Annotated in this window: 23 protein-coding genes and 1 riboswitch; of the genes, 14 read left to right on the top strand and 9 right to left on the bottom strand. The window is 67.2% G+C overall.

Annotated features, from left to right (window positions below):
- Positions 1–14 precede the first annotated feature (14 nt).
- The 4 genes from LG306_RS09920 to LG306_RS09905 are packed head-to-tail and all read right to left on the bottom strand — an operon-like array spanning position 15 to position 4612.
- Positions 15–1268, bottom strand: coding sequence for a type IIL restriction-modification enzyme MmeI (locus LG306_RS09920; protein ID WP_404414081.1), 1254 nt, complete (start codon positions 1266–1268; stop codon positions 15–17).
- Between the two features lie 34 nt (positions 1269–1302).
- Positions 1303–2514 carry an imidazolonepropionase gene (hutI, locus tag LG306_RS09915; RefSeq protein ID WP_404414079.1) on the bottom strand — a complete coding sequence of 404 codons (1212 nt, stop codon included), beginning with the start codon at positions 2512–2514 and terminating at the stop codon, positions 1303–1305.
- On the bottom strand, positions 2511–3236 hold the full coding sequence (gene hutC / locus LG306_RS09910) for a histidine utilization repressor (protein ID WP_404414077.1): 726 nt from the start codon (positions 3234–3236) through the stop codon (positions 2511–2513). The genes hutI and hutC overlap by 4 nt, the downstream gene beginning before the upstream one ends.
- A complete protein-coding gene (locus LG306_RS09905) occupies positions 3233–4612 on the bottom strand; it encodes a formimidoylglutamate deiminase (protein WP_404414075.1) in 1380 nt (459 codons plus the stop codon). The genes hutC and LG306_RS09905 overlap by 4 nt, the downstream gene beginning before the upstream one ends.
- Positions 4613–4689: 77 nt before the next feature.
- Here LG306_RS09905 and hutG point away from each other — a divergent pair, with 77 nt between their 5' ends.
- Genes hutG through hutH form a run of 3 tightly spaced genes read left to right on the top strand, consistent with a single transcriptional unit; the run spans position 4690 to position 8702 of the window.
- Positions 4690–5508, top strand: coding sequence for an N-formylglutamate deformylase (hutG, locus tag LG306_RS09900; RefSeq protein ID WP_404414073.1), 819 nt, complete (start codon positions 4690–4692; stop codon positions 5506–5508).
- The gene (gene hutU, locus LG306_RS09895) at positions 5505–7169 is read left to right on the top strand and encodes a urocanate hydratase (RefSeq protein ID WP_404414071.1); all 1665 of its coding nucleotides are present in this window, start codon (positions 5505–5507) and stop codon (positions 7167–7169) included. The genes hutG and hutU overlap by 4 nt, the downstream gene beginning before the upstream one ends.
- A gap of 3 nt (positions 7170–7172) precedes the next feature.
- Positions 7173–8702 carry a histidine ammonia-lyase gene (gene hutH, locus LG306_RS09890; protein WP_404414069.1) on the top strand — a complete coding sequence of 510 codons (1530 nt, stop codon included), beginning with the start codon at positions 7173–7175 and terminating at the stop codon, positions 8700–8702.
- Between the two features lie 6 nt (positions 8703–8708).
- On the opposite strand, the gene LG306_RS09885 is transcribed toward hutH, so the two are convergent.
- Positions 8709–9278 carry a manganese efflux pump MntP family protein gene (locus tag LG306_RS09885; RefSeq protein WP_404414067.1) on the bottom strand — a complete coding sequence of 190 codons (570 nt, stop codon included), beginning with the start codon at positions 9276–9278 and terminating at the stop codon, positions 8709–8711.
- A gap of 27 nt (positions 9279–9305) precedes the next feature.
- Positions 9306–9449: riboswitch (yybP-ykoY riboswitch) on the bottom strand.
- A 77-nt stretch (positions 9450–9526) separates the two neighbouring features.
- On the bottom strand, positions 9527–11416 hold the full coding sequence (locus LG306_RS09880) for a PPC domain-containing protein (RefSeq protein WP_404414065.1): 1890 nt from the start codon (positions 11414–11416) through the stop codon (positions 9527–9529).
- 92 nt (positions 11417–11508) lie between these two features.
- Between LG306_RS09880 and LG306_RS09875 the strand changes: the two genes are divergently transcribed.
- The 5 genes from LG306_RS09875 to LG306_RS09855 all read left to right on the top strand — a co-directional run bounded on the left by LG306_RS09875 (position 11509) and on the right by LG306_RS09855 (position 15485).
- Positions 11509–12432, top strand: coding sequence for a bifunctional methylenetetrahydrofolate dehydrogenase/methenyltetrahydrofolate cyclohydrolase (locus tag LG306_RS09875; RefSeq protein ID WP_404414063.1), 924 nt, complete (start codon positions 11509–11511; stop codon positions 12430–12432).
- 61 nt (positions 12433–12493) lie between these two features.
- Positions 12494–13177 carry a LemA family protein gene (locus LG306_RS09870; RefSeq protein ID WP_112861840.1) on the top strand — a complete coding sequence of 228 codons (684 nt, stop codon included), beginning with the start codon at positions 12494–12496 and terminating at the stop codon, positions 13175–13177.
- A complete protein-coding gene (locus LG306_RS09865; RefSeq protein WP_404414061.1) occupies positions 13174–13998 on the top strand; it encodes a TPM domain-containing protein in 825 nt (274 codons plus the stop codon). Before LG306_RS09870 ends, LG306_RS09865 begins: the two co-directional genes overlap by 4 nt.
- The gene (locus LG306_RS09860) at positions 13998–14675 is read left to right on the top strand and encodes a TPM domain-containing protein (protein ID WP_404414059.1); all 678 of its coding nucleotides are present in this window, start codon (positions 13998–14000) and stop codon (positions 14673–14675) included. The genes LG306_RS09865 and LG306_RS09860 overlap by 1 nt, the downstream gene beginning before the upstream one ends.
- A 72-nt stretch (positions 14676–14747) precedes the next feature.
- Positions 14748–15485: an endonuclease/exonuclease/phosphatase family protein gene (locus tag LG306_RS09855; RefSeq protein WP_404414057.1), complete on the top strand. Its 738-nt coding sequence runs from the start codon at positions 14748–14750 to the stop codon at positions 15483–15485.
- On the opposite strand, the gene LG306_RS09850 is transcribed toward LG306_RS09855, so the two are convergent.
- Positions 15470–16948 carry a phospholipase D-like domain-containing protein gene (locus LG306_RS09850; protein ID WP_404414055.1) on the bottom strand — a complete coding sequence of 493 codons (1479 nt, stop codon included), beginning with the start codon at positions 16946–16948 and terminating at the stop codon, positions 15470–15472. The genes LG306_RS09855 and LG306_RS09850 overlap by 16 nt on opposite strands.
- 158 nt (positions 16949–17106) lie before the next feature.
- Here LG306_RS09850 and LG306_RS09845 point away from each other — a divergent pair, with 158 nt between their 5' ends.
- The 5 genes from LG306_RS09845 (at position 17107) to pip (ending at position 22101) form a co-directional block, all read left to right on the top strand.
- Positions 17107–17289 carry a hypothetical protein gene (locus tag LG306_RS09845; protein WP_404414053.1) on the top strand — a complete coding sequence of 61 codons (183 nt, stop codon included), beginning with the start codon at positions 17107–17109 and terminating at the stop codon, positions 17287–17289.
- A gap of 139 nt (positions 17290–17428) precedes the next feature.
- On the top strand, positions 17429–20011 hold the full coding sequence (locus LG306_RS09840) for a tipN (protein ID WP_404414051.1): 2583 nt from the start codon (positions 17429–17431) through the stop codon (positions 20009–20011).
- Between the two features lie 72 nt (positions 20012–20083).
- On the top strand, positions 20084–20689 hold the full coding sequence (locus LG306_RS09835) for a hypothetical protein (protein WP_137721510.1): 606 nt from the start codon (positions 20084–20086) through the stop codon (positions 20687–20689).
- Between the two features lie 48 nt (positions 20690–20737).
- Positions 20738–21094, top strand: a complete 357-nt coding sequence (locus tag LG306_RS09830; protein WP_404414049.1) for a DUF423 domain-containing protein — start codon at positions 20738–20740, stop codon at positions 21092–21094.
- A gap of 26 nt (positions 21095–21120) precedes the next feature.
- Entirely contained in the window at positions 21121–22101 is a 981-nt protein-coding gene (pip, locus tag LG306_RS09825; protein ID WP_404414047.1) for a prolyl aminopeptidase, read from the top strand.
- Between the two features lie 48 nt (positions 22102–22149).
- Here pip and LG306_RS09820 read toward each other — a convergent pair whose 3' ends face one another.
- Together LG306_RS09820 and LG306_RS09815 are read right to left on the bottom strand one after the other, a co-directional pair.
- A complete protein-coding gene (locus LG306_RS09820) occupies positions 22150–22548 on the bottom strand; it encodes a DoxX family protein (RefSeq protein WP_295170978.1) in 399 nt (132 codons plus the stop codon).
- Between the two features lie 72 nt (positions 22549–22620).
- Complete coding sequence (locus LG306_RS09815; protein ID WP_404414044.1) at positions 22621–23319, bottom strand: pirin family protein; 699 nt, start codon at positions 23317–23319, stop codon at positions 22621–22623.
- A 120-nt stretch (positions 23320–23439) separates the two neighbouring features.
- Between LG306_RS09815 and LG306_RS09810 the strand changes: the two genes are divergently transcribed.
- Complete coding sequence (locus tag LG306_RS09810) at positions 23440–24366, top strand: LysR family transcriptional regulator (protein ID WP_404414042.1); 927 nt, start codon at positions 23440–23442, stop codon at positions 24364–24366.
- The last annotated feature ends 1 nt before the right edge of the window (position 24367 follow it).

Raw genomic sequence — 24367 nt, 5'->3', positions numbered from 1 at the left:
TCTTGCACAGTTGATCATGAAACGCGTGCAGGGCGACGCGCCTTGGCGACGTCGCCCTGCATGAACTCCGCAACGGCTTCGCCCTCCACCGCCTCCCAATCCGCGCGCAGCGGTTCCATGATCGTCGGCGCGATCAGGCGCTCGACATAGGCGCGAGGCGTGTAATGCGCGCCCAGTTCGGCCCGCTCAGCCGGGTCTAGCGCCTGCTCCAGCAGGGTTCCGAAGATGGCTGGCTCGACGTCGGTCCAGTCGCTCTTCGCCGCAGCGATCAGGGCCTCCAACTCGCCTTCCTCGATGGGCAGCGTCTCGACCGTGCTGTAGAGGCCTCCGTTGAACCGGCGGATGTGTTGGCGGGTGGCGACGCAATAGCCGCCCCGATCCATCGCCACGAACAAGGACCGCGCGCCCTGGTGGAAGCGCTCCGCCTCCCCGCGATAGCTTTCGAGCAAGCTCAGAAAGCTGCGCCGCTCGATCAGTCCGACGCTGTCCGCAAACATGGCGAAGATGCATTGCATCACGAAACGCGCGGTCTTGCTCGCCTGCGCGGCGCGATCGACTGGCCCAAGCCCGACCTGTCGCCGACCGTTGATCGACTTTACCAACCAGGCCAGAGACTTTGCGATTTCCGTCGTCACCGCCGCCGACCGGGCGGCCGGATCGAGCGACATCGGATCCGTCCAGACCCGGCGCAGCCGCTCTCTAACCTCAGGCGAGCGCAGCTGGTCTAGCGTGATCCGATAGCCCGCCCGATCTGGAAACGGCGCATAGATCTTGCCTTGCCTCGCAAAGTCCGACCACAGCTCAATCGACCGTCCGACATCCACCGTGATCAGAAACGGCGGCCATTCGGCCAAGGCCTTGGCGTAGTTTTCAGCCTGCCGCTTGGCGACCCGCATGACGCGATCGAGCGCCTCCATCGACGGCGCATGCGCCTTTCCGGCGGACTTGCCCAATAAAGCCAGTTGCGCGGCGGGGTCCAGCGGACCTCCGTCGCGGCGTTTGCGCGACTGTTTGGCTTCCAGGACGAAACAGTCCCGTTTGGCGCAATCGATCCAGCCCGCCGTCGTCTGCCCATTGTCGTGATGAAAGCGGATCGGCCGCTCGAAGCAATAATCCAGATCGCCCGCACGCTCGTCATCCGGCGCGGGGGCGCCGATCAGGCGGCAGAGCTGGATGATGAAGGTCTGATAGTGAGCGCGTTCGCTGATCGGCGCAGCGGACCAATGTTTGATGAAGCCTTCGACATCGTCTGATTGTTCTGCGCCCATGCAGACAATCTATGGTTCGATTCCTGAACGCAATCTATACGTGTTTTCCGTCTCTGTATGCAGCGTCAAGCAAGGGCTTGCCCAGCCAGCAACAAAGCTCGGCCGGTCGCGAGATATCCCAGATCGCAAGGTCGGCCGCCTTTCCGGCTTCGAGCGTCCCAATCTCGGCCAGCACCCCAAGCGCCCGCGCCGCCTCTCGCGTCGCGCCGGCCAAGGCCTCTTCCGGCGTCAGGCGGAACTGGACACAGGCGAGGTTGAGCGCGGCGGTCATGGAAGCGACGGGCGATGTGCCGGGGTTGCAGTCGGTGGCGACGGCCATCCGCACGCCGTGGCGGCGCAGCAGATCGACCGGCGGCGCCTGGGTCTCGCGCAGCATCAAATAGGCGCCGGGCAACAGGACGGCGACCACGCCGGCTGCGGCCATGGCGGCGACGCCTTCCTCGGTCGTATGTTCGATGTGATCGGCGGACAAAGCCTGATAGCGCGCCGCCAGCGCCGCACCGCCGCCGTTCGACAATTGATCGGCGTGCAGTTTGACCGGTAGCCCCAGCGCGCGCGCCTTGTCGAACAGGCGCGACACTTCTGCGGTCGAGAAGGCGATGGGCTCGCAATAGGCGTCGACCGCATCGACCAGGCCTTCGGCATGGGCGACAGGCAGGATGTGGTCGATGGCCAGGTCGACATAGGCGGCCCGGTCGTCGCGATATTCAGGCGGCACGGCATGCAGCCCCAGATAGCTGGTGCGCACCCGCACGCCGCCCTCGAGCCCGATCCGACGCGCGACACGCAGCATCTTCAGCTCGGTCTCAAGGTCCAGACCATAGCCGGACTTGATCTCGACGGTGGTGACACCCGTCGCCTTTAGCCCCGCCAGACGCGTCATAGCGGAAGCGAACAGGTCATCCTCCGACGCGGCGCGCGTGGCCTTCACGGAGGAGACGATACCGCCGCCGGCCCGCGCGATCTCCTCATAGGTCGCGCCGCCCAGCCGCTGTTCGAACTCGGCCGAACGGTCCCCGCCGAATGCCAGATGGGTGTGGCAGTCTATCAGGCCAGGCGTGATCCAGTGGCCGTCCAGCCGCTGGGTTTCAGCTGCCTCTACGGCCGGCAGGTCAGCGCGCGGTCCCACCCAGGCAATGCGGCCATCGGCGACGACCACGGCGGCGTCCTGTATCGCGCCATAAGGAACCTGTCCCTCGACCATGGTGGCGACATGGCAGTCGATCAGCAGACGGTCGGCCTTCATCGGCGAGGCTCCTTTGCCAAAACGGGTGAACGGGCTGACGAGAAGCGCGCCACCAGATCGTAGCGGTCGCCGGGGAAGGTCTGCCACACCCGCGTTACCCCCTGCCCGTCCCGCCATGTCCGCCGCTCGACGCATAGGCAGGCGGCGCCGGGCTTGAGTTCCAGTAGGCGGGCAGCGCGGGCGTCCGCCGCGATCGCTGAGATGCGGTTCTCAGCCTCGGTCCAGGGCGCCGAGTCCAGCAGCCAGCTTCCCGGCGGAACCGTATGAAAATCGACATCTATGGCTTGAGGCGCTGCGCCGAGCGCGATGAGTCTGTGTTCCAAGGCCAGGGGTGTGCCGTCGGCGCTGTGCAGACAGGTCAGATCCAGCAGAAGACCACCCGACGCCAGTTCGACTTCGTCCTCGCCGTCCGGCTCGCGTTCGATCCGCTCCAGCAGGACGTAGCCGTAAGCCTGCCCGCGCTCGATCACCTCGGCCCGCAGATCGGGAATAGCCAGGACGGCGGCGTGGGCCTTGGGCTGGGCGACGAAGGTGCCGGCGCGACGCCGACGCGTCACCAGCCCCCGCCCCGCCAGTTCCGAAATGGCCTTGGACACCGTCATGCGTGAACAGCCGTAGCGTTCGGTCAGCTCATGCTCGAACGGAATGCGGTCGCCGGGCGACAGCTCGCCGGACAGGATAAGCCCCTCCAGATCGGCGTAGATGCGGCGATGAAGGCTCACCCCAACACCGCCGACAAGGCCTTGCGATAGCGCGCCTCTATGGCGTCCCGCGCGATATGGCGGCCGTTTTTCACGACCTCCTGCCCCGCGCGCCACACCGAACGGATCGAGCCCTTCGGCGCGCCGAAGATCCAGCTGTCGAGCACCGCATCGCCCGACCGTCCGGCGCAGGCGATGGCGCTCGTATCCAGCGACACGATGTCCGCCGACGCACCGGCGCTTAGACCCGACGCCGCGCCCGTCGCCTGGACGCCGCCCGCCAACGCGCGATCGAACAAGGCGCGGCCCGTCGAGCGTTCAGGATCCGCCATGACCGCGCGACCGCGCAGCGCCAGCCGCTGACTGTATTCCAGCATTCGCAGTTCCTCTGCGACGCCGATCTGCACGTTGGAATCGGTCCCGATGCCGAACCGCCCGCCGGCGCGTGTGAAATCGACCGCCGGGAAGACGCCGTCGCCCAGATTGGCCTCGGTGATCGGGCACAGGCCGACGACGGCGCCGCGCGCGACGACGCCGCGCCACTCGGCCTCAGTCACATGGGTGGAGTGGATCAGGCACCAGCGCGGATCGACCGGCGCATTGGCAAGCAGCCATTCGACCGGCCGCGCGCCTGACCACGCCAGGCAGTCCGCGACCTCCTTGGTCTGTTCGGCGACATGGATATGGATTGGACCGTCGCCCGCCAGCGCAGGTATGGCCGTCAGTCCATCAGGGCTGACGGCGCGCAGGCTGTGCGGCGCGACCCCGACCACGGCGTCGGGCAGATCGTCCGTCAGGGTCCGGCATCGCGACACCAGATCGGCGAAACCGTCCAGATCGTTGATGAAGCGCCGCTGTCCATGCGCCGGCGGCTGACCGCCGAACCCGGCATGGGCGTAGAAGACCGGCAGCAGGGTCAGGGCGATGCCCGTCGCCTGCGCCGCCGCCACGATCCGCGCCGCGACCTCGGCCAGATCCGAGTAGGCCGCACCCGATGGGTCGTTGTGCAGATAATGGAACTCGGCGACGCGGGTGAAGCCGCCCTCCAGCATTTCCATGAAGGCCAGAGCGGTGATGGCCTCGATCTCTTCCGGCCCGCCCCGATCAAGGAAGCGATACATCAGCTCGCGCCACGTCCAGAAGTCGTCGTCCGAAGGCCCCCGCGCCTCTGTCAGGCCCGCCATGGCGCGCTGAAAGGCGTGGCTGTGGACATTGGCGACGCCCGGCAAGGCAACGCCACCGCCCCCTTCGTCTGCCGGGCCACGCGCCACGCCGGTTTCCAGACTGACGATCCGCCCGCCCGCGATGCCGATGCGGACATCGCGCGCCCAGCCGTCCGGCAAGAGGGCCGCTTCGAACCAGAGGGTGCGATCCACAGGCTGCGGCTGAAGGGTCACTGGACAGTTCCGTGTCGTTGCGATCAATATGTCTAGACATACCACGATGGATCGATTTGGCGAGGGAGGCCGAACGGATGCAGGACTGGCTGACCGTCCACGAAGGTTCGGCGCCGCTGGTGATCGGCCTGCCGCACACGGGCACTGACATTCCGGCTGCCATCGAGGCGCGGATGACCTCGCCTTGGCTGGCCCGCAAGGATGCGGACTGGTGGGTGGATCGGCTGTACGACTTCGCGATTGACATGGGCGCGACCCTGGTGCGAACGGGCATGTCACGCAGCGTCATCGACGTGAATCGCGATCCGTCTGGCGTCTCGCTCTATCCCGGCATGACCACGACCGGCCTGTGCCCGACCGAAACCTTCGACGGGGAGCCGCTGTATCGCGCAGGTCAGGAGCCCGACGCGGCCGAAACGGAGCAGCGCCGCGCGATCTGGTTCGATCCCTATCACGCCGCCCTGCAGGGCCAGTTGGAGCGACTGCGCAGACAAGGTCCGGTCGTCCTCTACGACGCCCATTCGATCCGGTCTGTCGTGCCGCGCCTGTTCGAGGGCGAACTGCCTCAATTCAACATCGGCGACAACGACGGCGCCACCTGCGCCGCCGAGCTGACGCAGGCTGTCGAAGAAGCCTGTGCGGTCAGCGGCGACAGCGTCGTCGTCAACGGCCGCTTCAAGGGCGGCTGGACCACGCGACACTACGGCCGTCCCGAGGCCGGTCTTCACGCCATCCAGATGGAACTGGCGGACCGGGGCTATATCCTCGATCCCACCGGCCCGGTGTCGCCCGACAACTGGCCCAGCCCCTACCAGCCGGACCGCGCCGAGCCGATGCGCGCCCATCTGCGCCGCGTCCTGACCGCCTGCATCGCCTTCGCCGAGAGCCAACGATGAACACGCCCAACGCCCGGATCGTCCGCAGCCCGCGCGGACCGGAAAAGACCGCCAAGACCTGGGCCGCCGAGGCGGCCATGCGCATGCTGATGAACAACCTCGATCCAGAGGTGGCCGAGCGGCCCCACGACCTCGTCGTCTATGGCGGCATCGGCAAGGCGGCGCGAGATTGGGCGGCCTTCGACAGAATCGTCCAGACCCTGCAGACGCTTGAGGCCGACGAGACCCTGCTGGTTCAATCCGGCAAGCCGGTGGGCGTCTTCCGCACCCATGCCGACGCCCCGCGCGTGCTGATCGCCAACTCCAATCTGGTGCCGAAATGGGCGACCTGGGAGCATTTCAACGAGCTCGATCGCAAGGGCCTGGCCATGTATGGCCAGATGACCGCCGGCTCGTGGATCTACATCGGCACCCAGGGCATCGTCCAAGGCACCTATGAGACTTTCATGGAGGCGGGCCGCCAGCACTATGGCGGCGACTGGTCGGGCAAATGGATCCTGACCGCAGGTCTTGGCGGCATGGGCGGGGCCCAACCTCTGGCCGCGACCATGGCGGGCGCGTCCTGCATCACGATCGAATGCCAACGCAGCCGCATCGAGTTCCGTCTGCGGACGCGCTACGTCGACGTCATGGCCGAAACCCTGGACGAGGCCCTGGCGCTCCTGGAGCAATCGTTCAGGGACAGAAAACCCTTGTCGATCGGCCTGTTGGGGAATGCAGCCGATCTGTTGCCTGAAATGGTCCGACGCGGCGTACGTCCCGATCTGGTCACCGACCAGACCAGCGCGCACGATCTGATCAACGGCTATCTCCCCTCGGGTTGGACAGTCGCGGAGTGGGAAGACAAGCGCGTTAGCGATCCAAACAGCGTCGCCGCCGCTGCGCGCGCCTCCATCGTCGCTCATGTGAAGGCCATGCTGGACTTCCAGGCGATGGGCGTGCCGACCACCGACTATGGCAACAACATCCGTCAGGTCGCCTTCGACGCGGGCGTCACGAACGCCTTCGAGTTCCCCGGCTTCGTGCCCGCCTACATCCGCCCGCTGTTCTGCCGGGGGATCGGTCCGTTCCGCTGGGCGGCCCTGACCGGCGATCCGGAAGATATCAGAAAGACAGACGCGGCCATGAAGCGGCTGTTCCCCAACAACGCGGGTCTGCATCGCTGGCTCGACATGGCGGGTGAACGCATTGCTTTTCAGGGACTTCCGGCCCGCATCTGCTGGATCGGATTGGGTGATCGCCACCGCGCCGGCCTGATGTTCAACGACATGGTGGGGTCGGGCGAACTGTCGGGGCCCATCGTCATCGGCCGCGATCATCTGGACAGCGGCTCGGTCGCCAGCCCGAACCGCGAGACCGAGGCCATGATGGACGGATCGGATGCCGTTTCCGATTGGCCTCTGCTGAACGCCCTGCTGAACACGGCCTCGGGCGCCAGCTGGGTGTCGCTGCACCACGGTGGCGGCGTCGGCATGGGCTATTCCCAGCACTCGGGCGTCGTCATCGTCGCGGACGGGACGCCGGAGGCCGCCCAACGGCTTGAGCGGGTGCTGTGGAACGACCCCGCCACGGGCGTCATGCGTCACGCCGACGCCGGCTATGAGATCGCCCGTTCGGCCGCGCGCGAGCATGAACTGAACCTTCCGAGTCTGAAAGCCTGAACCATGACCGCGATCACCCTCGGCCAATCGCCGCTCACCCTGGCGCAGCTTCGTGCGGTGCTGGAGGGCGCCGTGACCGTCTCATTGACGCCCGACGCCTGGGCCGATGTGGACAAGGGCGCAGCGACCATCGCCGCCATCGTGGCCGAGGGGCGCACCGTCTATGGCGTCAACACCGGCTTCGGCCTGCTGGCCAACACCTCCATCGCGCCTGAAGACCTGGAGACGCTGCAGCGTAATCTGGTTCTCAGCCACGCCTGCGGGGTCGGGCCGCTGCTGCCGGATGCGGTGACCCGTCTTCTGATGGTGCTGAAGATCGCCAGTCTGTCGCGCGGCGCCTCGGGCGTTCGGCGCGAAACGCTGGAGGCCCTGATCGCCCTGGTCAACGCCGACATCCTGCCCTGCATTCCATCCAAGGGATCGGTCGGCGCCTCGGGCGACCTAGCGCCGCTGGCTCATATGTCCTGCGTCCTGATCGGCGTGGGCGAGGCGCGGCTGAACGGCGAGACGTTGGAGGCCGAAGCGGCTCTGGCGAAGGTCGGCCTGACGCCGCTCACGCTCGGCCCGAAGGAAGGCCTGGCCCTCCTGAACGGCACTCAATGTTCAACGGCGCTGGCGCTGGCTGGCCTGTTCGCGGCCGAGGCGGCGTTCGCCGCCGGGATCGCCGCCGGGGCCTTGTCGGTCGACGCGCTGAAGGGGTCCGACGCGCCCTTCGACCATCGCATCCACGCCCTGCGCGGCCAGCCAGGCCAGATCGCCGTCGCCGCCCGCCTGCGCGAGCTGATGGCGGGCTCCGCCATCCGCGACAGTCACCGCGACGACTGCTCCAAGGTCCAGGACCCTTACTCCCTGCGCTGCCAGCCCCAGGTCATGGGCGCAGTCCTCGATGTCCTGACCAGCGCCGCCGCCACGCTGGCGCGCGAGGCCAATGCCGTGACCGACAATCCGTTGGTCTTCATCGAGGATGGCGACGTCATATCGGGCGGCAACTTCCACGCCGAACCCGTTGCTTTCGCTGCCGATCAGATCGCCATGGCTCTGTGCGAGATCGGCAATATCTCCGAACGCCGCACCTCGATCCTGGTCGATCCCAAGATGAGCGAACTTCCGGCCTTCCTGGTCAAGGAAAGCGGCCTGAACTCCGGCTTCATGATCGCCCAGGTGACGGCCGCGGCCCTGATCGCCGAGAACCGCATGGTCGCTCATCCGTGCAGCGTGGACACCGTGCCGACCAGCGCCAATCAGGAAGATCACGTCAGCATGGCCACCCACGGCGCGCGTCGCCTGCTGGACATGGCCGAGAATACGGCGACGGTGGTCGGCATCGAGCTTCTGGCGGCGGCGCAGGGACTGGAGTTCCATCGACCGCTCACCAGCTCGCCGGCGCTGGAACAGGTTTTCGCCATCGTCCGCGAAGCCGCCGCCCCCTATACGAGCGACCACTATTTCGCTCCGGACATCGCCCGCGCGACCGACGCCGTGCGCGCCGGTCGTTACCGGACCTTTGCAGCGGACCTGCTGCCGTCGGCCTGATCGGGCTCAGCCGCCGAGAACACCCAGGTGTTCGAGCAGGATGGCCGTGCCCAGACCGATCAGGGCCACTCCGCCGATGATCTCGGCCGTCTTGCCGAAGCGGGTGCCCACGGCCTTGCCAATCAGCATGCCGATGGTCGTCAACACGAAGGTGGTGAAGCCGATCGAGGCGGCGATCACCCAGATATTGGCCCCGATGAAGGCCAGCCCCACGCCGACGGCCGCAGCGTCGATGCTGGTGCCGATGGCCGTCGCGATCAGCGCCCAAGGGCCTGAACGGCGCGGCGCTTCGTTGTCCGCCTCGTGCGCCTTGACGCCCTCCCAGATCATCTTGCCTCCGACGATCAGCAGCAAGGTGAAGGCGATCCAGTGATCCACCTTCTCGACCAGGCCGGCGGCGATGATGCCCAGCCCCCAGCCGATCAGGGGGGTGATCGCCTCGATCACGCCGAAGACCAGACCGGCCTTGACGGCGTCCTTTACGGCAGGTCGATGCGACGCCCCGCGTCCGACGGCGGCCGCAAAAGCGTCCGTGGACATGCTGAGCGAGAGAATGGCGATGGCGCCTGGGGTCATGAAACAGCACTCGACCGGACGCGTCACAGCGGTCCTGCACCGGCCGGTCGCGGCGTCAGGACACGCTGGTCTCGCTAGGCGGTGGTTCCGCTGATCGCGCCACGCGCCGAAGCGCGAGTATGTTGACGCGATCCCGACGACGAACGCCGGAAGCTACTCCCCAACAGGAGGCGGCTCTCTACACGCGGCGTCCCGCGCTTGGCAACCGTGCAGCTCGATCCAAAGGGACGAAGGCGCGCGCCTGGCGCCTACTTCGGATTCATGATCATCGGCGGATTCTCGGGCGACGGAGTGTTCGCGCTGGCAGGCTGACGCGCGACCGTCAGGGCATAGGCGCCCATCTGATTGGGCCCATAGGCGCGGGCGCGCACGACGTACCAGCCGTCGTCCGGGGCGGTCCAATCCAGCTTGGCGTGCGCGTCGGACAGGCCGTCGTCATCGGTGGCCAGGCTGGTGAAATCGCCATCCTCGTCCTGCTTGCCCAGGTCGATGAAGGAGTCGAAGGCGTTCGACACCATCGTCAGACGTAGCTTCTCGTCCTTCTTGGCCTGGAAGCGGTAGGCGTCGAAGAAGGCGCCTTCGTTGCTGAGCGCGGCGCTGTTCGACAGGGTTCCGCGCACGGTCGATCCGATCAGCAGGCTGCCGGGCTTGGGCTCTGGCCCGCGATCCAGCAACTCCAGCGAATAGAGGCCCTTGCCTTCCGCATCCAGCGGCATGGCGCGGACGACATAGTTGCCATCCGACGGCAGGGTGAAATTCAGCCTCGAGTCCGTGCCCTCAGCCAGGCCATCGTCATCGCTGGCCAGGGCCTCGAACTCACCGTCGGCCTTACCGATCTCCAGATAGGCGTCGAAATCGCCGGACCGCAAGATCGCCTGGACGCGCTGCCCCTCGGTTCCGGAAATGACGTAGGCGTCATAGTGTTTGCCGTCGTCCGCCTGGGGGTCGTCATCCGCGATCTCGCCCTCGACCTTTTGCCCGAGGCTCGCCGTGGTCGGCGGAGGCGGCGGCGCGGTTTCGGTGAGCTTCAGCGTATAGTCGCCCTCGGCCTCGTCGCTGAACCCGCGCGCCTCGATGATGTAGTCGCCATCGGCATCCAAGGTGCGCGCGATGCGGGCGTCGGTGCCCGAGCCGGCGCCGTCATCATCCTCCGCCAGGACAGTATCGTCCGATGCGCGACGAAGCATCAGGTAGGCGTCGAAGTCGCTCGACTTCATCTCGATGGCCACGCGCTGACCGTTCGTTCCGGTAAAGCGATAGGTCTCCGCGCGCTGGCCGCCGTCGTTCGTGGCGCTGTCCGAGCCCAGTTCGCCCTTGATCTCGTCACCGATCGCGATGGGCTTTGACGGCGGCGCGGGCGGCGCTTCGGACAGACCCAGTTCGTAGCGACCCAGCCCATCTTCCAGCGCCGTCGCGCGGATCACATATTCGCCTGCGGTCGGCGCCGTGAAGGTCAGCCGCGAATTTAGCCCACCGCCGGGCGCATCGTCGTTCGAACTGATCTCGACGAAATCGGGACCGTTCATCCGCCCCACCCGCACCAGGGGATCGAAGGCCTCGGAGTCCAGCGTCACCACAAACCGATCGCCGGCATTGGCGCGGAAGGCGTAGGCGTCATAGCGCCCCCCGTCTTCCTGCTCAGGATCGCGAGCCGTCAGTTCGCCGCTCTGGGTCGCCCCAACGCGAATGCCGCTGGGTCGCGGCGCACGTGGGGGCGCCGGACGTTCCTGCAACGACAGCTGATAGTCGCCGCCGTCCAGTCCGCTCAACGTCCGGGCTCTCAGAACATAGGTCCCCGCCTGCTCCGGCGTGAAGCGCAGCCGCGCATTCGTGTCGTCGCCGAATCCGTCGTCGTCGGACGCCAGCGGCTCGCCCGCTGCGCCGTCGGCATAAATCTCCAGATAGGCGTCGAAAGCGTCCGATCTCAGCGTGGCTTCCAGCCTTTGACCCGCCCGCACCTCGAAGCGATAGTCGTCATAGCGATATTCGTCCGCCGACGCCTTGGCGTCGCCATCACTAAGGGCGCCGTTCACATTGGCGCCGATGCGCAGCGGCTGCGCGTCCTGGGCCACGGCCGGCGCGACCGCCCACAACAGGGCCAGGGTGCTGACAGCGGCGGCGAGCGACGGACGGTTCATGAATTCCTCCAGCATAGGCTGCGGATCATAGACGCCGAACCGTGACGGCTGTAAATCGCCGCCATCCTGATTTCCCGCCAGACGGAGCTGCCATGTCGGCCCAACCCACGCCTGCGACCCTGATCGACGGCAAGGCCTTCTCGGCCGCCCTGGTGGACCGCGTCGGCGCAGCCGTCGCCCGGCTGGAAGCCGCGCACGGCGTCAAACCCGGCCTGGCCGTCGTCATCGTCGGCGAGGATCCGGCCAGCCAGATTTACGTCCGCAACAAGGGTGAGACGACGCTGCGCGCCGGCATGCGCTCCGACACCCACCGCCTGGCCGAATCGACCCGGCAGGACGAGCTGCTGGCCCTGATCGCCCAGCTGAACGCGGATGCCGGCATCCACGGCATCCTGGTGCAATTGCCCCTGCCCGCTCACATCGACGCGACGGTGGTTCTGGACGCCATTTCGCCAAACAAGGATGTGGACGGCTTTCACGTCGTGAACGCCGGTCGTCTGGCCGTCGGCCTGCCGGGTCTGGTCCCCTGCACGCCCCTGGGCTGTCTGATGCTGCTGAAGGATCAGCTCGGCGATCTGTCGGGCCTGAACGCCGTCATCGTCGGCCGTTCCAACATCGTCGGCAAACCGATGGCGCAACTGCTGTTGGGCGAAAGCTGCACAGTCAGCATCGCCCATTCGCGCACGCGGGACCTGCCCGACGTCTGCCGTCGCGCCGACATTCTGGTCGCCGCCGTCGGTCGGCCCGAAATGATCAAGGGCGACTGGATCAAGCCGGGCGCGACCGTCATCGACGTCGGCATCAACCGCGTCCCCTCGGCCGATCCCGTCAAGGCCGCCGAGGGCAAGACCCGCGTCGTCGGCGACGTGGCCTTCAAGGAAGCGGTCGAGGTCGCCGGCCACATCACCCCGGTGCCGGGCGGCGTCGGCCCCATGACCATCGCCTGTCTGTTGGCCAACACCTATTCGGCCGCCTGCCGCCTCAACAATATCCAACCGGAGCCATTGGGCGCTTGATGCATTCATTGGGCCGGTGAATAGTCCCGCTCCACGGCGCTATCGCCGAACGGGAGATGTCATGGTCCGCCTCAACGCTCGCGCCGTCGCTCTGACCGGCGCTCTTATGATCGTCCCCGCCGTGGCGGGCTGCGGCTACAACACCATTCCGACCAAGCAGGAGCGCGCCGAGGCCGCCTGGGCCGATGTGCAGAGCCAGTATCAGCGCCGCGCCGACCTGATTCCCAACCTGGTCGCGACCGTTCAAGGCGCCGCGATCCAGGAACGCACCACCCTGACGGACGTCATCAACGCCCGCGCCCGCGCCACCTCAGTCAACGTCTCGGCCGACGACCTCGATAATCCGCAGGCCTTCCAGCAGTATCAGGAGGCCCAGGGCCAGCTGTCCGGCGCCCTGTCGCGCCTGCTGGTGACGGTCGAAGCCTATCCGCAACTTCAGGCCAACCAGAACTTCCTGACCCTGCAGTCCCAGCTGGAAGGCACCGAAAACCGCATCCAGATCGCGCGCCGCGACTACAATGAGGCTGTTCGCGACTACAACACCACCCTACGCACCTTCCCGCAGGTGATCTGGGCCAAGACCCTGCACGGCGGGTCGCAGCCGATGCAGTTGTTCACCGCCACCGCCGCCGCCCAGTCGGCGCCGCAAGTCAACTTCAACCTGAACGCCCCGCCCGCCAACGCCTCGGCGCCCGGCGGTGGCGCGCCGGCCGTGGCGCCGGGCGCGACGCCGCCCGCCCAGTGACGAGCCTTCAAGCGTCGACGCGACGGTCAACGGGCGTCGCCGCCCTCCTCTTCGGCCTGTTCATCGCGCTGTTGCTCGTCCTTCCGACGGCGGCGCAGAGCAAGATCGACTTCCCGCCGCTGACCGGCCGCGTGGTCGATCAGGCCAATCTGCTCGATCCGGCGACCGAACAGGCGCTGACAGAGAAGCTGGCGGCGCTGGAAGCCAGTTCGACCGACCAGTTGGTCGTCGTGACGGTCAATAGCCTTCAGGACCAGGAGATCGAGGACTACGGCTATCAGCTGGGTCGCGCCTGGGGCATCGGTCAGAAGGACAACGACAACGGCGCCCTGCTGATCGTCGCGCCGAACGAACGCAAGGTGCGTATTGAGGTCGGCTATGGGCTGGAGCCCATCCTGACCGACGCCTTCTCGTCTCAGGTCATCCGCAACGACATCCTGCCGTCCTTCCGCGACGGCGACTACCAGGCCGGCGTGATCAAGGGCGTCGACGCCCTGATCGCCCAGTTGTCGCTCGATCCGGCAGAGGCGCAAGCGCGCGCTCAGGCGGCGGCGGTCGAGCAGGCCGACACCAAGGGCGAATCCATCATTCCGCTGGTCGTCATCGCCGGCCTCTTCCTGTTCATCTTCTTGATCGCCATGCGGTCCGGGCGCGGACGACGCAGCAATGTCAGCTCGGTTCTGCTGTGGGCGGCATCCGAGGCGTTGCGGAACTACGGCAGAGGCGGCGGCGGTTGGGGCGGCGGCGGATTTGGCGGCGGTGGCGGGTTCGGCGGCGGCGGCGGCAGTTTCGGCGGCGGCGGGGCCTCGGGGGGATGGTGATGCAGATCACGGACAACGACCGCACCCGCATCGCCGAAGCCATAGCGGCGGCCGAGCGTCAGACGTCGGGTGAAATCTTCTGCGTCGTCGCACGTCGGGTCTCGACCTATGTGGACGTCAGCCTGGCCTGGGCGGCGGCGATGGCGCTTGTGGCCCCCATCGTCTTCGTTCCGTTCGTGCTGGACCTTCGCTGGCCCGGCGACGGCTGGGAGGCGGCCCATCAGGCCGCGCAGGACGCCACGACAGCGCAGGCCCTGGGCCTCTACGCCCTGTCGCAGGCCGTCGTCTTCGTCGGCGTCTTTCTGTTGACTCGTATCCCGGCCGTGCGCCGTCTCGTGACGCCGGCCGGCGTCAGGCGCGGCCGCGTCAGGGAGGCGGCCTTGCAGCAGTTCCTGGCGCACGGCGTCCATGTCACGCAGGAGCGCACGGGCGTTCTGATCTTCGCGGCCCTCGACGAACATCAGGTCGAACTGATCGCCGACGAAAGCATCTACGCCAAGGTCGACGAGGACGCCTGGGCCCAGGCCGTCGCCGTCCTGACCCGCGAACTGCGCGCCGAACGCCCGGTCGAAGGCTTTGCCGCCGCCATCGGTCTGTGCGGAGAGGTTCTGGCCCGCCACTTTCCGCCGCGCGCCGACAACCCCAATGAGTTGCCCGATCATCTGATCCTGCTCTGATCGTCGCATCGGGGTCGCATTCGCGCGCCAGAAGGCCTAGCCCACGGTCATCGTTCAAACAGCCGCCAGCTCATGCCTCGCCTTCTCACCTATAATGTTCACCGCTGCGTCGGCACGGATCGTCGCCTGGACGTCGACCGGATCGTCGCCGTCATCGCCGAGTTCGAGCCGGACATCGTCTGCCTGCAGGAACTGGATGTGGGCCGCGCACGCACGGGCGGGGTCGATCAGGCCGAGGCGATCGCCGACGGTCTGGCCATGACCTCTCGCTTTCACCCGGCGATGCGGGTCGAGGCCGAACAGTACGGCGACGCCATTCTGACCTCTCACCCCGAACGGCTCGTCCGCGCCGACGCCTTGCCGACCGTCACCGGCATTCCGGGATTGGAACCGCGCGGCGCGATCTGGTCGGAAATCGAGATCGACGGGACAGCCGTCAACGTCATGAACACCCACCTGGGTCTGGTGCCGCGCGAGCAGCGGCTTCAGGCCGCCGCGCTGGCCGGATCGGGCTGGGTCGGCGGATGCAAGGGCCCGACCCTGCTGGCGGGCGACTTCAACGCCACCTCGATCACCCGCCCCTATCAGACCCTGTGCCGCAGCCTGCAGGACTGCCAGCGTCAGTTGGGCCAGAAGCCCAGCGTAAAGACCTTCCCGTCGGCCTTCCCCGCCATTCGCATCGACCACTGTTTCGTCAGCCCGCATATCCGCATCCGCGCGGTGCGAACGGCCTTCTCGCCCCTGGCCCGGGTCGCTTCGGACCACCTGCCGCTGATCGTCGATTTCGAGGTCGTTCAACCCGGCGCGTGACCGCCCTCGGACGCCGGTCGCGTGCGCTGCGAACGCTTCAGACGCTTCCACGGCCGCCAGGCGTCGCTGGAAGACGTCGGGTCGCCCAACTGCCATTCGGCGAACATCCGCTGGATTCGCGTCGGCGGCTCCGAGCCCAGCGGCTTGAGCCGATCCGTCTCGAAGTTGCAGATCGCCTGCCCCACCGAGCCGAAAACGCCCTCGACCGCCGCATAGTCCTCCGTCGCGACGCCTAGCCAGTGCGCGATGGTCCGGTGGCGATGCGCCGTGATGAAGGCCCGACCGGCGGCGTCGACCGGCTCGGCGGCGATGTCGCATTCGGTATCCAGGCCCATCGACCGGTTGTTCAGATTGGTGGACCCGATCCTGAGCAGCCGATCATCGATGATGGTCACCTTGGCGTGGACGATGATCCGGTCGCCCTCTGCCGTCAGGGGCGCAAAGGCGAAGAAGCGGTTGTATTTGTCCGCCTGCTCCAGCCGGTGCAGCACCTCGGCCCGCGCCGTGTCCATGGTCATGCTGTCGAACCAGCTCGGGCTCTTTGCGGTCGAGATGACGATGACCTGCGGCCCCTCCACCTCGGCCAGCCGCTCGGCCAATGCGGCGGCGATAACCGGCGAGGTGAAATACTGGTTCTCGATATAGATCAGCCGCTTGGCGCGCCGGATTGATTCCAGGTGCAAGGCTTCGCTCTCGCGCACCTCGTGACGCCCCGACCATTTCGGCTCTGTGCGGGCAATGCCGACGGGCACGTCGGTCATCTGCACCGGCACGGCGTCGGGCCAGGGATCGTCGTCGACCTCGTCCGGAATGGTGCGCTCCCATGTCGCCTTGAACCAACGCTCGCGCGCCAGATCGCCCAGCGCACGCGCCGCAGGGCCGTCCATCACGCTCATCACCTCGTGGCGCGCCTTGCAGATGACGCCGCTGGGCAGGGCGCGGCGCGGATCGCCGTCCAGATGTTCGTCGGAATCCCAGCGATCGGTCGAGATGTCGCCGCCGCCGCAGAAGGCCACCTTGTCGTCGATGACCACCACCTTCTGGTGATGACAGGCGCCGATAGGTCCGGGCGAATCAAGCCGGAACTCCACCATCCGCTTACGGAACCAGCGCTGCGCCTTGTGCGGATAGAAGCCCTGCGACGCGGCGATCAGCAGCGGCGATTTCCAGATGAGCAATCGCACATCCAGATCCGGCTTCCTCTTGACCAGCATCCGCAACTGGCGACCGATTTCGGCCGACTTGTCGCCGGGCCGCGTCTCAGGGTCCAGATGGGTGCGCGGATCGAATTGCCATCCCAGCAGCACGATGGAGCGTTGCGCCTTATGGATCGCAGACGACAGGGCGTCGAAATAGGCTTCGTTTTCCATCAGCACGGAAAAGCGGTGCGCGACGGCGGACGTCCACAGGGCGGGCCCCGGCTCCAGCAGACTGCCTTCATAACTGTCGCCGGCTAAAGTCATGCGACCTATCTGTCTGATTCGCGTGACATGGTGTCGAAGCGCCTGCATCCTCCGTTTCACGCGCGTGTCCTTCGGTCAATCTTTTCAGGGCGGGATTGTGACGTTCGCCGATTTGGCGCATAAGGAGCGTAGCCATACAGGCTGTGAGGGAGGGTGGAGTGCAGGCGCTTGTCGAACTGATCGCTGGCTTCATCGCCCTGCTGGCCGCGGCCGTCCTGACCCAGTTCGGCGTCGACACGCACAAACCGAACCATCGCGATCGCGACGTGCGCCGCGTGGTCGAATGTCGCGATGCCGGCTCCAACACCACCCTGCTGTCCGAGTCCAAGCGCGACTGCTGATCGCTGCGGCGCTTTGCACGTCGCATGCCGGGGTTCATCGACAGGTTGCAGGCTGGAGTCGGTTTCGTCCGCACCAATCATGCTCTAGGGTTTCCTCGGCGCTGTCGGACGCCCGCGCAGAGATCGAGTTGTTGAGCTTATGAAGCCTCCCAAACGGCCGCCGCTGAAGCTGACCGATGACGAAGTCGTTGCGCCCATAGAGCTCTCGACGACGGACGAAACGCCGCCTGAAGAGTCGACGTCTGAACTCGAACCGATCCCCGAACCTGATTTCGAAATCGTACAGCCGAAGTTCGAGCCCCCGATGTCGGAGCGCCGTCGCCGTCGCCTGCTGGAAGAGCAACGGCTGGCCGAGGAACGCGCTCTGGCCGCAGAACGCCACACTGCCGAGGGCGATAAGAAACCGACGCCCGACGCCCCGATCGAGATGGCCGTTACCGCCGGTCAGCCGCCTGCGCCGTTCGAGCTGTCCAAACCGCCCGCTGTGAAAACGGTTCAAGCCAAGGCCCAGGCCGAGCCGTCAGGGCGCCACGCCTATGTGATCGCGGGTATCGCCTCGGCGCTGTGGATCGGCGGCGTCGCGTCATGGGCGGCTTACGAGTTCGGCGCGGGCGGCGCCGAACTGGATCCACTGCGGATCGCCATCTACGCCCTGATTGCCCTGGCCCCTGCGGGTCTGGCCATCATGCTGGCCCATGCCGTCCGACAGGGCGCCGGTCTGGCCGCAGAAACCCGTCGCGCCCGGCAACTGGCCGAAGCCCTGGTCGCCCCGACCGCCCTGGCCGCCCAGCAGACCGGCGAGGTGCTTCAGTCGCTGCGTTCCGACATCGATCACGCCACCCTGGCGGCGGAACGCGCACGCAACGACATGGCCCTGCTTCGAGAGGCGCTGGCCCAGGAGACAACGCGGCTGAACGAGGCGGCCGAGAACGCCGGCCGCACCGCGCGTCGTCTCACCGAAAACCTGGGCCGCGAGCGCGACCAGATGCAGACCTTGGGCATCCATCTGGATACGCAGGCGTCGGGCGTCATCGACGCGGTCGAGCGTCAGTCGCGCATGGTCGCGGACGCCTCCGATCTGGCTCAGGCGCAATTGCGTGAGGCCGAGGCCGCCCTCGCCGCGCGCGCCGCCGACCTCGCCGCCGCCGCAGGAGAAGCGCAGGACGCCGCCCGCGTGGCCTCCGACGATCTGGCGCGCCAGACCATTCGACTGGAGAACGCCGGCTCTGGCGTCGCCGAGCAGATCCAGTCCGTCGAGGAAGGCCTCAGCCAGCAGCGCGCCGCGCTGGTCACCGCCGCCTACGCCCTGCGCACCGATCAGGAAGACTTCTCCGCCCAGGTCGAAAGCCAGCGCGCTCAACTGATCGAACACCTGTCCGCCACGCGCAGCGCCGCGGGCGATCTGGATCGCACCACCCAGACCTCGGTCGAGTCCATGCGCGATCTGGTCGAGGCGGCCACCGACCAGTTCCGCGCCCTGGTGGATATGTCGCAACGCGAGGCCGACGGCTTCGATTCCGCCACCAAGCTCGCCCTGGATCGCTTCGAAGCCCTGGCCGCCGAGGCGCGTGACGCCCTGATGGAAGAGACGCGCCGCGCCCTGGAGCAGATGCGCGCCACGGCCGAAGATTCCCGCGCCGCCGCCGCCGACGCCGCCGAACAGGCGCGCCTTCGCACCGATCGCCTGGGCGAATCCTTGTTCGACGCGGCCCAAAAGGCCGACACGGCCGCCGACGCCCGCATTGCCGACGCCCGCCGCATCGTCACCGAAACGTCCGGCCTGGTCGAAGAAACCGGCGAGCGGATGGTCAGCCGGCTGGAAACCTTGGTCGCACGTCTCAACAGCGCCTTGTCGGAAATCGACACCGCCGTCGCCGACATCGACGAGCGCGCCGCGCGCCTGCCTCAGGAAGCCCGCGCCCGCGCCGACGCGGTGCGCGCCACGGTCGAAGAAGGCCTCGCCTCCCTTTCCGCCGCCTCGCGCAAGGCGGCCGAGGACACCGAGGCGCTGGATGTCGGCTTCCAGGATCGCGTGCGCCGAAACTACGACATGCTGACCGAGGCCGTGCGTCTGATGGGCGTGGTGTCGGGCGATACGACGCCGGCGCGTCGTCGCGAGCCGGCCGCAGAAATCGAAGCCCGGCCAGAACCTCGTCCCGAGCGCCGGATCGATCGCCCGACGCCTCCCGCCTCGCCGCCTGCCGAAGAGCGCCGGTTTGGTCTGCGCAGCCGCCTGCGGCTCGAGCCCGCAGAGACGCCCCCTCCGGCGACGGACAAGGGCCTGGACTGGAGCGATCTGATCGACGGCGACGACGACAACGAGGCGCCGCTGGAGCTGGACACGCCCTCCCCTTCGCCTGCCGAGGCCGAGGCCCTGTCCGACCGAGTCGCCGCAGCGATCCGGCGCATGGGGGTCGATCCCAACGCCCTCCTGCCCCGCTCGCGCGTTGAAGAGGCCGCCCGCGCCTTCAGCAATGGCGACCCCGACGCCGCGCGTCAGATCGTCCGTCGCGTCGCCCCGGCCGCCGTCCGCAGCGTGTCTCGCCGCGTCCTCAGCGACGCCGACCTGCGCGCTGACGCCGAACGCTATGTCCGCAACTTCGCGGTCATGCTGAACGCTTCCGCCCGCGCTGGAGACAGCGCAGCGGTCCAGTCCAGCCTGGCGTCGGACAGCGGTCGCGCCTTCATGTTGCTGGATGCGGCGGTCGGCGACCTGGGCTAAGACTTTTGCGGACTTGACGGCGTCGGGAAGTTACAGCCACTTGCACGTCACCGAACTGTCATGGATGGGGCTATGGCTGGCACGATGAACGAAATCGACAGTCGGACGAGCGGCGATCGCCGCCCTGGCATCATCATCTGCGCCTATGACGGCGACGATGACGGATGGGATCTGGTCGAGGATCTGTCGGGCGAGATCTGGAGTCCCAGCGGGGCTCGCGCCGTTCCCATCGCCGCCGCCGATCCCGACGAACTCGCCTCGACCTTGGCCGCCCGTCTCGGGAGCGGAGAATGCCGGGCCGTCCTTCTGGTGGGGCGCACACAAAAAGGCGCCGGCTTCCGGGTCCAGATGCGGGCCGAGAACCGCACCCTCGACTACAAGCACCGCCTGTCCAGCACCGGGCCAGGCGTGGCCCGCACCACGGCGCCCGTCGCCGACATGGTCCGCGCTTTGACCGCCGCCGGGCTGCAGGCCGACGCCTCGTCCGACATCGAGGAAGACGCCGGCTCCTACCTCCTCTACCGCGTGCTCTCTGACCTGCCGGATGGCCCTCTGACGCCGTCGATCGGCCTGCTGCGTGCGCCCGCCCCCGCCAATGAGGCGGCCGTGCGCAAGGGCGTCAAGGCTGCCGCCTCGGCCATGGCCAGCCACCTGACGCCGCTGCCACGTGTCGGTTAACCGTCCTGCGTCGCAGACATCGGCGAACTGGCGGTCTAGGGTTTCGAAATGACAGTGAGTCGCAACCTGATCGTTTTCGCCGCATTGAACGGCGCCGTGGCGCTGGGCGCCTTCGCCGCGCATGGCGCCGGGCCGCAGATCAAGACCCTGCTGACCACCGGCGCCCAGTATCAGATCGTCCACGCCGTCTTCGCCTTCGCCTGCGCCCAATGGACAGGTGGCGGCGGGCTGGCGCGGGTTGCGGGCTGGCTCGGATCGATCGGCGGCCTGATCTTCTGCCTCGCCCTGGCGGCGATCGCTTTTCTTGGCGTGCCGGCGTTCGGCGCCGTGGCCCCGATCGGCGGCCTGCTGATGATTGCCGGCTGGCTCTGCCTGGCCTTTGCGGCCTTGCGTTCTCGCCCCTGACTTCCTCGTAGAAAGACCAAGCATCCATGGCCTTCCCCACGCCCGCCGAGCCGCGTCGTGTGCTCCACCCCGAGATCGAGGCCTATGCCTCGGGTTGGATGCCGACCGAAGGCGTGCACGAGATCTATTATGAGGAATCCGGCAATCCGCACGGCCTGCCGGTGATTGTGCTGCATGGCGGGCCGGGCGGCGCAGTCAATCCGGGCATGCGCCGCTTCTTCGATCCGGCAATCTATCGTATCATCATGTTCGACCAGCGCGGCTGCGGTCAGTCGCGGCCCCACGCCTCGCTGGAAGACAACACGACCTGGACCCTGATCGACGACATCGAGCGTCTGCGCGCCCTGTGCGGGGTCGACAAATGGGTGGTGTTCGGCGGGTCCTGGGGTTCGACCCTGTCGATGGCCTACGCCATCACCCATCCTGAGCGGGTCATCGCGCTGCTGCTGCGCGGCATCTTCCTGCTGACGAAGAAGGAGTTGCACTGGTTCTATCAGGACGGCGCCTCGATGATCTTCCCGGACGCCTGGGAGCGCTTCATCGCCCCGATTCCGGAGGCCGAGCGCGGCGACCTGATGGCCGCCTACTACAAGCGGCTGATCGGCGATGACGTCGCCGAGCGCGAGCGCTGCGCCGTCGCATGGTCCAGCTGGGAGGGCGAGACCGTCAGCGTCGAGGGCCCCAACGCCCGACCGGACAAGTTCGCCGAGCCCGACTTCGCCGTCGCCTTCGCCCGGATCGAGAACTGGTTCTTCACCAACGCCGGCTTCTTCGAGGAGGACGGCTGGCTGCTGAAGAATGTGGACCGGATGCGGCATATCCCGTGCTGGATCGCGCAGGGCCGGTTCGATGTGGTGACGCCGATTTCAGGCGCTTGGGCGTTGCACCGCGCCTGGCCCGAGGCGCATCTGGACATCGTCGGCGACGCCGGCCACGCCTCGTCGGAACCCGGCATCGTCGACAGTCTGGTCCGCGCCGCCGACTGGGCCGCGAGCCTTCAGGCCTGAAAAAGCCGCCGCGCTGGACAACGCGGCGGCTACTTCCACTTCAAAAAGTCAGAACCGTTTTGCGGTTCGATTGTCCATGCTCCACGCGCCGGGCCCAGCGGTGAAGATGTACAGGAAGATGAAGCAGTACAGGATGGCCGCGTCGCCGCCGTTCACCGCCGGATACGGGCTGCTGGGGAAGTGGAACATCCAATAGGCCACAGCCATCTGGCCCGAGGCGATGAAGGCGGCCGGGCGCGTGAACAGGCCCAGGATCAGCAGTAGGCCCGTGATCAGCTCGATCACCCCGCCGATGCCGAACAACGACAGCAGCTCCTGCTGACCGGGTTCGGCCCCGGCTGGGAAGCCGAAGACCTTGATGACGCCATGCGCCAGGAACAACAGACCGGCGACGATCCTGAGCGCCGCCAGGGCGCGGGAAGACCAGCCATTCACTTGATTGAACATTCTCTTTCCTCGCCTTTTTGATGCGGTTGTTCACGGTCGGATCGGGTCCGACCGTGAAGCTTGATCCGAAAATCAGGCGGCGTCCACCAGCACGATCTCGGCGTCGGACAGCGCCTTGACCGTCACGACATCCTCCTGAGCGATGGCCGCGCCGTCGCGGGCGTTCAGCCGGACGCCATTGACCTCGACCTCGCCCTTCGCCGGGACCAGATAGGCCCGCCGCGCGCCGCCCAGCGGATAGTCGGCGCTGTCGCCCGCCTTCAGCGTCGCCGCCACGATCCGCGCATCGGTGCGGATCGGCAGGGCGTCCTTGTCTCCCTCGAAGCCCGAAGCCAGGACCACGAACTGGCCTGACCGCTCGCCCTTGGGGAAGGGCTTGGTGCCCCAACTCGGCGCATCGCCGCGCCGGGTCGGCTCGATCCAGATCTGGAAGATCCGCGTCAGGTCCGGCTCGGCGTTGTATTCGGCATGACGGATGCCGGTTCCGGCGCTCATCACCTGGACATCGCCAGCGACGGTGCGCCCCTTGTTGCCCAGACTGTCCTCATGGGTGATGGCCCCATCGCGGACGTAGGTAATGATCTCCATGTCGGCGTGCGGATGCGGCGGGAAGCCCGTCCCGGCGGCGATCTCGTCGTCGTTCCAGACCCGCAGATTGCCCCAGCTCATCCGCTTGGGATCATAGTAGTTGGCGAAGGAGAAATGATGTTTGGCGTTCAGCCAGCCGTGGTTGGCGCCGCCGAGGGATTCAAATGGTCTGCGCTCGATCATCGCACTCGTCCTTTCGCGTCGGAACCGTCCGACGCCTTTGCTTGACGCCAAGATAGAGATCGGCGACCGATCAGAAATAGAAACAACCGAAACTCATCGTTTCACGACGCAAGACCGCCCATGTCCCGCCTGCCCGATCTGGAAGCCCTGGCCATCTTCGCCAAGGTCGCCGACAGCCAATCCTTCTCCGGCGCGGCCGAGACTATGGGCCTGTCAAAAGCAACGGTCTCAAAGGCGGTCACGCGCCTCGAACAGCAGTTGGGGACCACGCTGCTCCACCGCACCTCGCGCCGCTTCGCCCTGACCGACGCAGGCCGAACCCTGGCCGCCCGCGCCGCCCATATGCTGGCCGAGGCCGAGGGCGCGGTGTCAGAAGCGCTCGACATGTCAATCACGCCGCGCGGTCTGGTGCGACTGGCGGCGCCCATGTCGTTCGGCATGGCCTATGTGGCCCCGGCCCTGCCCGAGTTCCTCGCCACTCACCCGGACGTGTCGGTCGATCTGCACCTGTCGGACGAGGTCATCGATCTGGTCGGCGGCGGCTTCGACTGCGCGCTGAGGATCGCCGCCCTGGCCGATTCCTCGCTGACGGCGCGCAAGTTGCGGCCTGTGGCCCGCGCCCTGGTGGCCTCGCCGTCCTATCTGGATCAGCGGGGGCGCCCCACCCATCCCGATGACCTGGCCCGGCACGCCTGCCTCGGCTACGCCTACATGCCCAGCCCGGACACCTGGCGGTTCAGCAACGAGACGGGTGAAGAAGTGGTCGTGCATCCGCGCGGGCCGCTGCGGGCCAACAACTCCGACGCCCTGACGGCGTCCTTGTGCGCGGGTCTGGGGCTCTTTCCCCAGCCGGACTTCATCTACTGGAAGGACGTCGCCGATGGCCATCTCGAGACGGTGATGACCGACTGGCGCCTGCCGCCCATCGCCCTGCATCTTGTGGCGCCCAGCGGCGGACCGCGCCCGGCCAGGGTCACGGCCTTCATGGACTATCTGGCGGCGAAGTTCAGCGGACCGCTGTGGCCGGGCGATACGGTTGGGCGCTAAA

Origin of the sequence: Brevundimonas vesicularis, from assembly GCF_044807075.1 — a bacterium.
In the GTDB taxonomy this organism is placed as follows: domain Bacteria; phylum Pseudomonadota; class Alphaproteobacteria; order Caulobacterales; family Caulobacteraceae; genus Brevundimonas; species Brevundimonas vesicularis_G.
The sequence above is the reverse complement of the archived record's forward strand: the minus strand, read 5'-3'. Positions and strand labels throughout refer to the sequence as shown.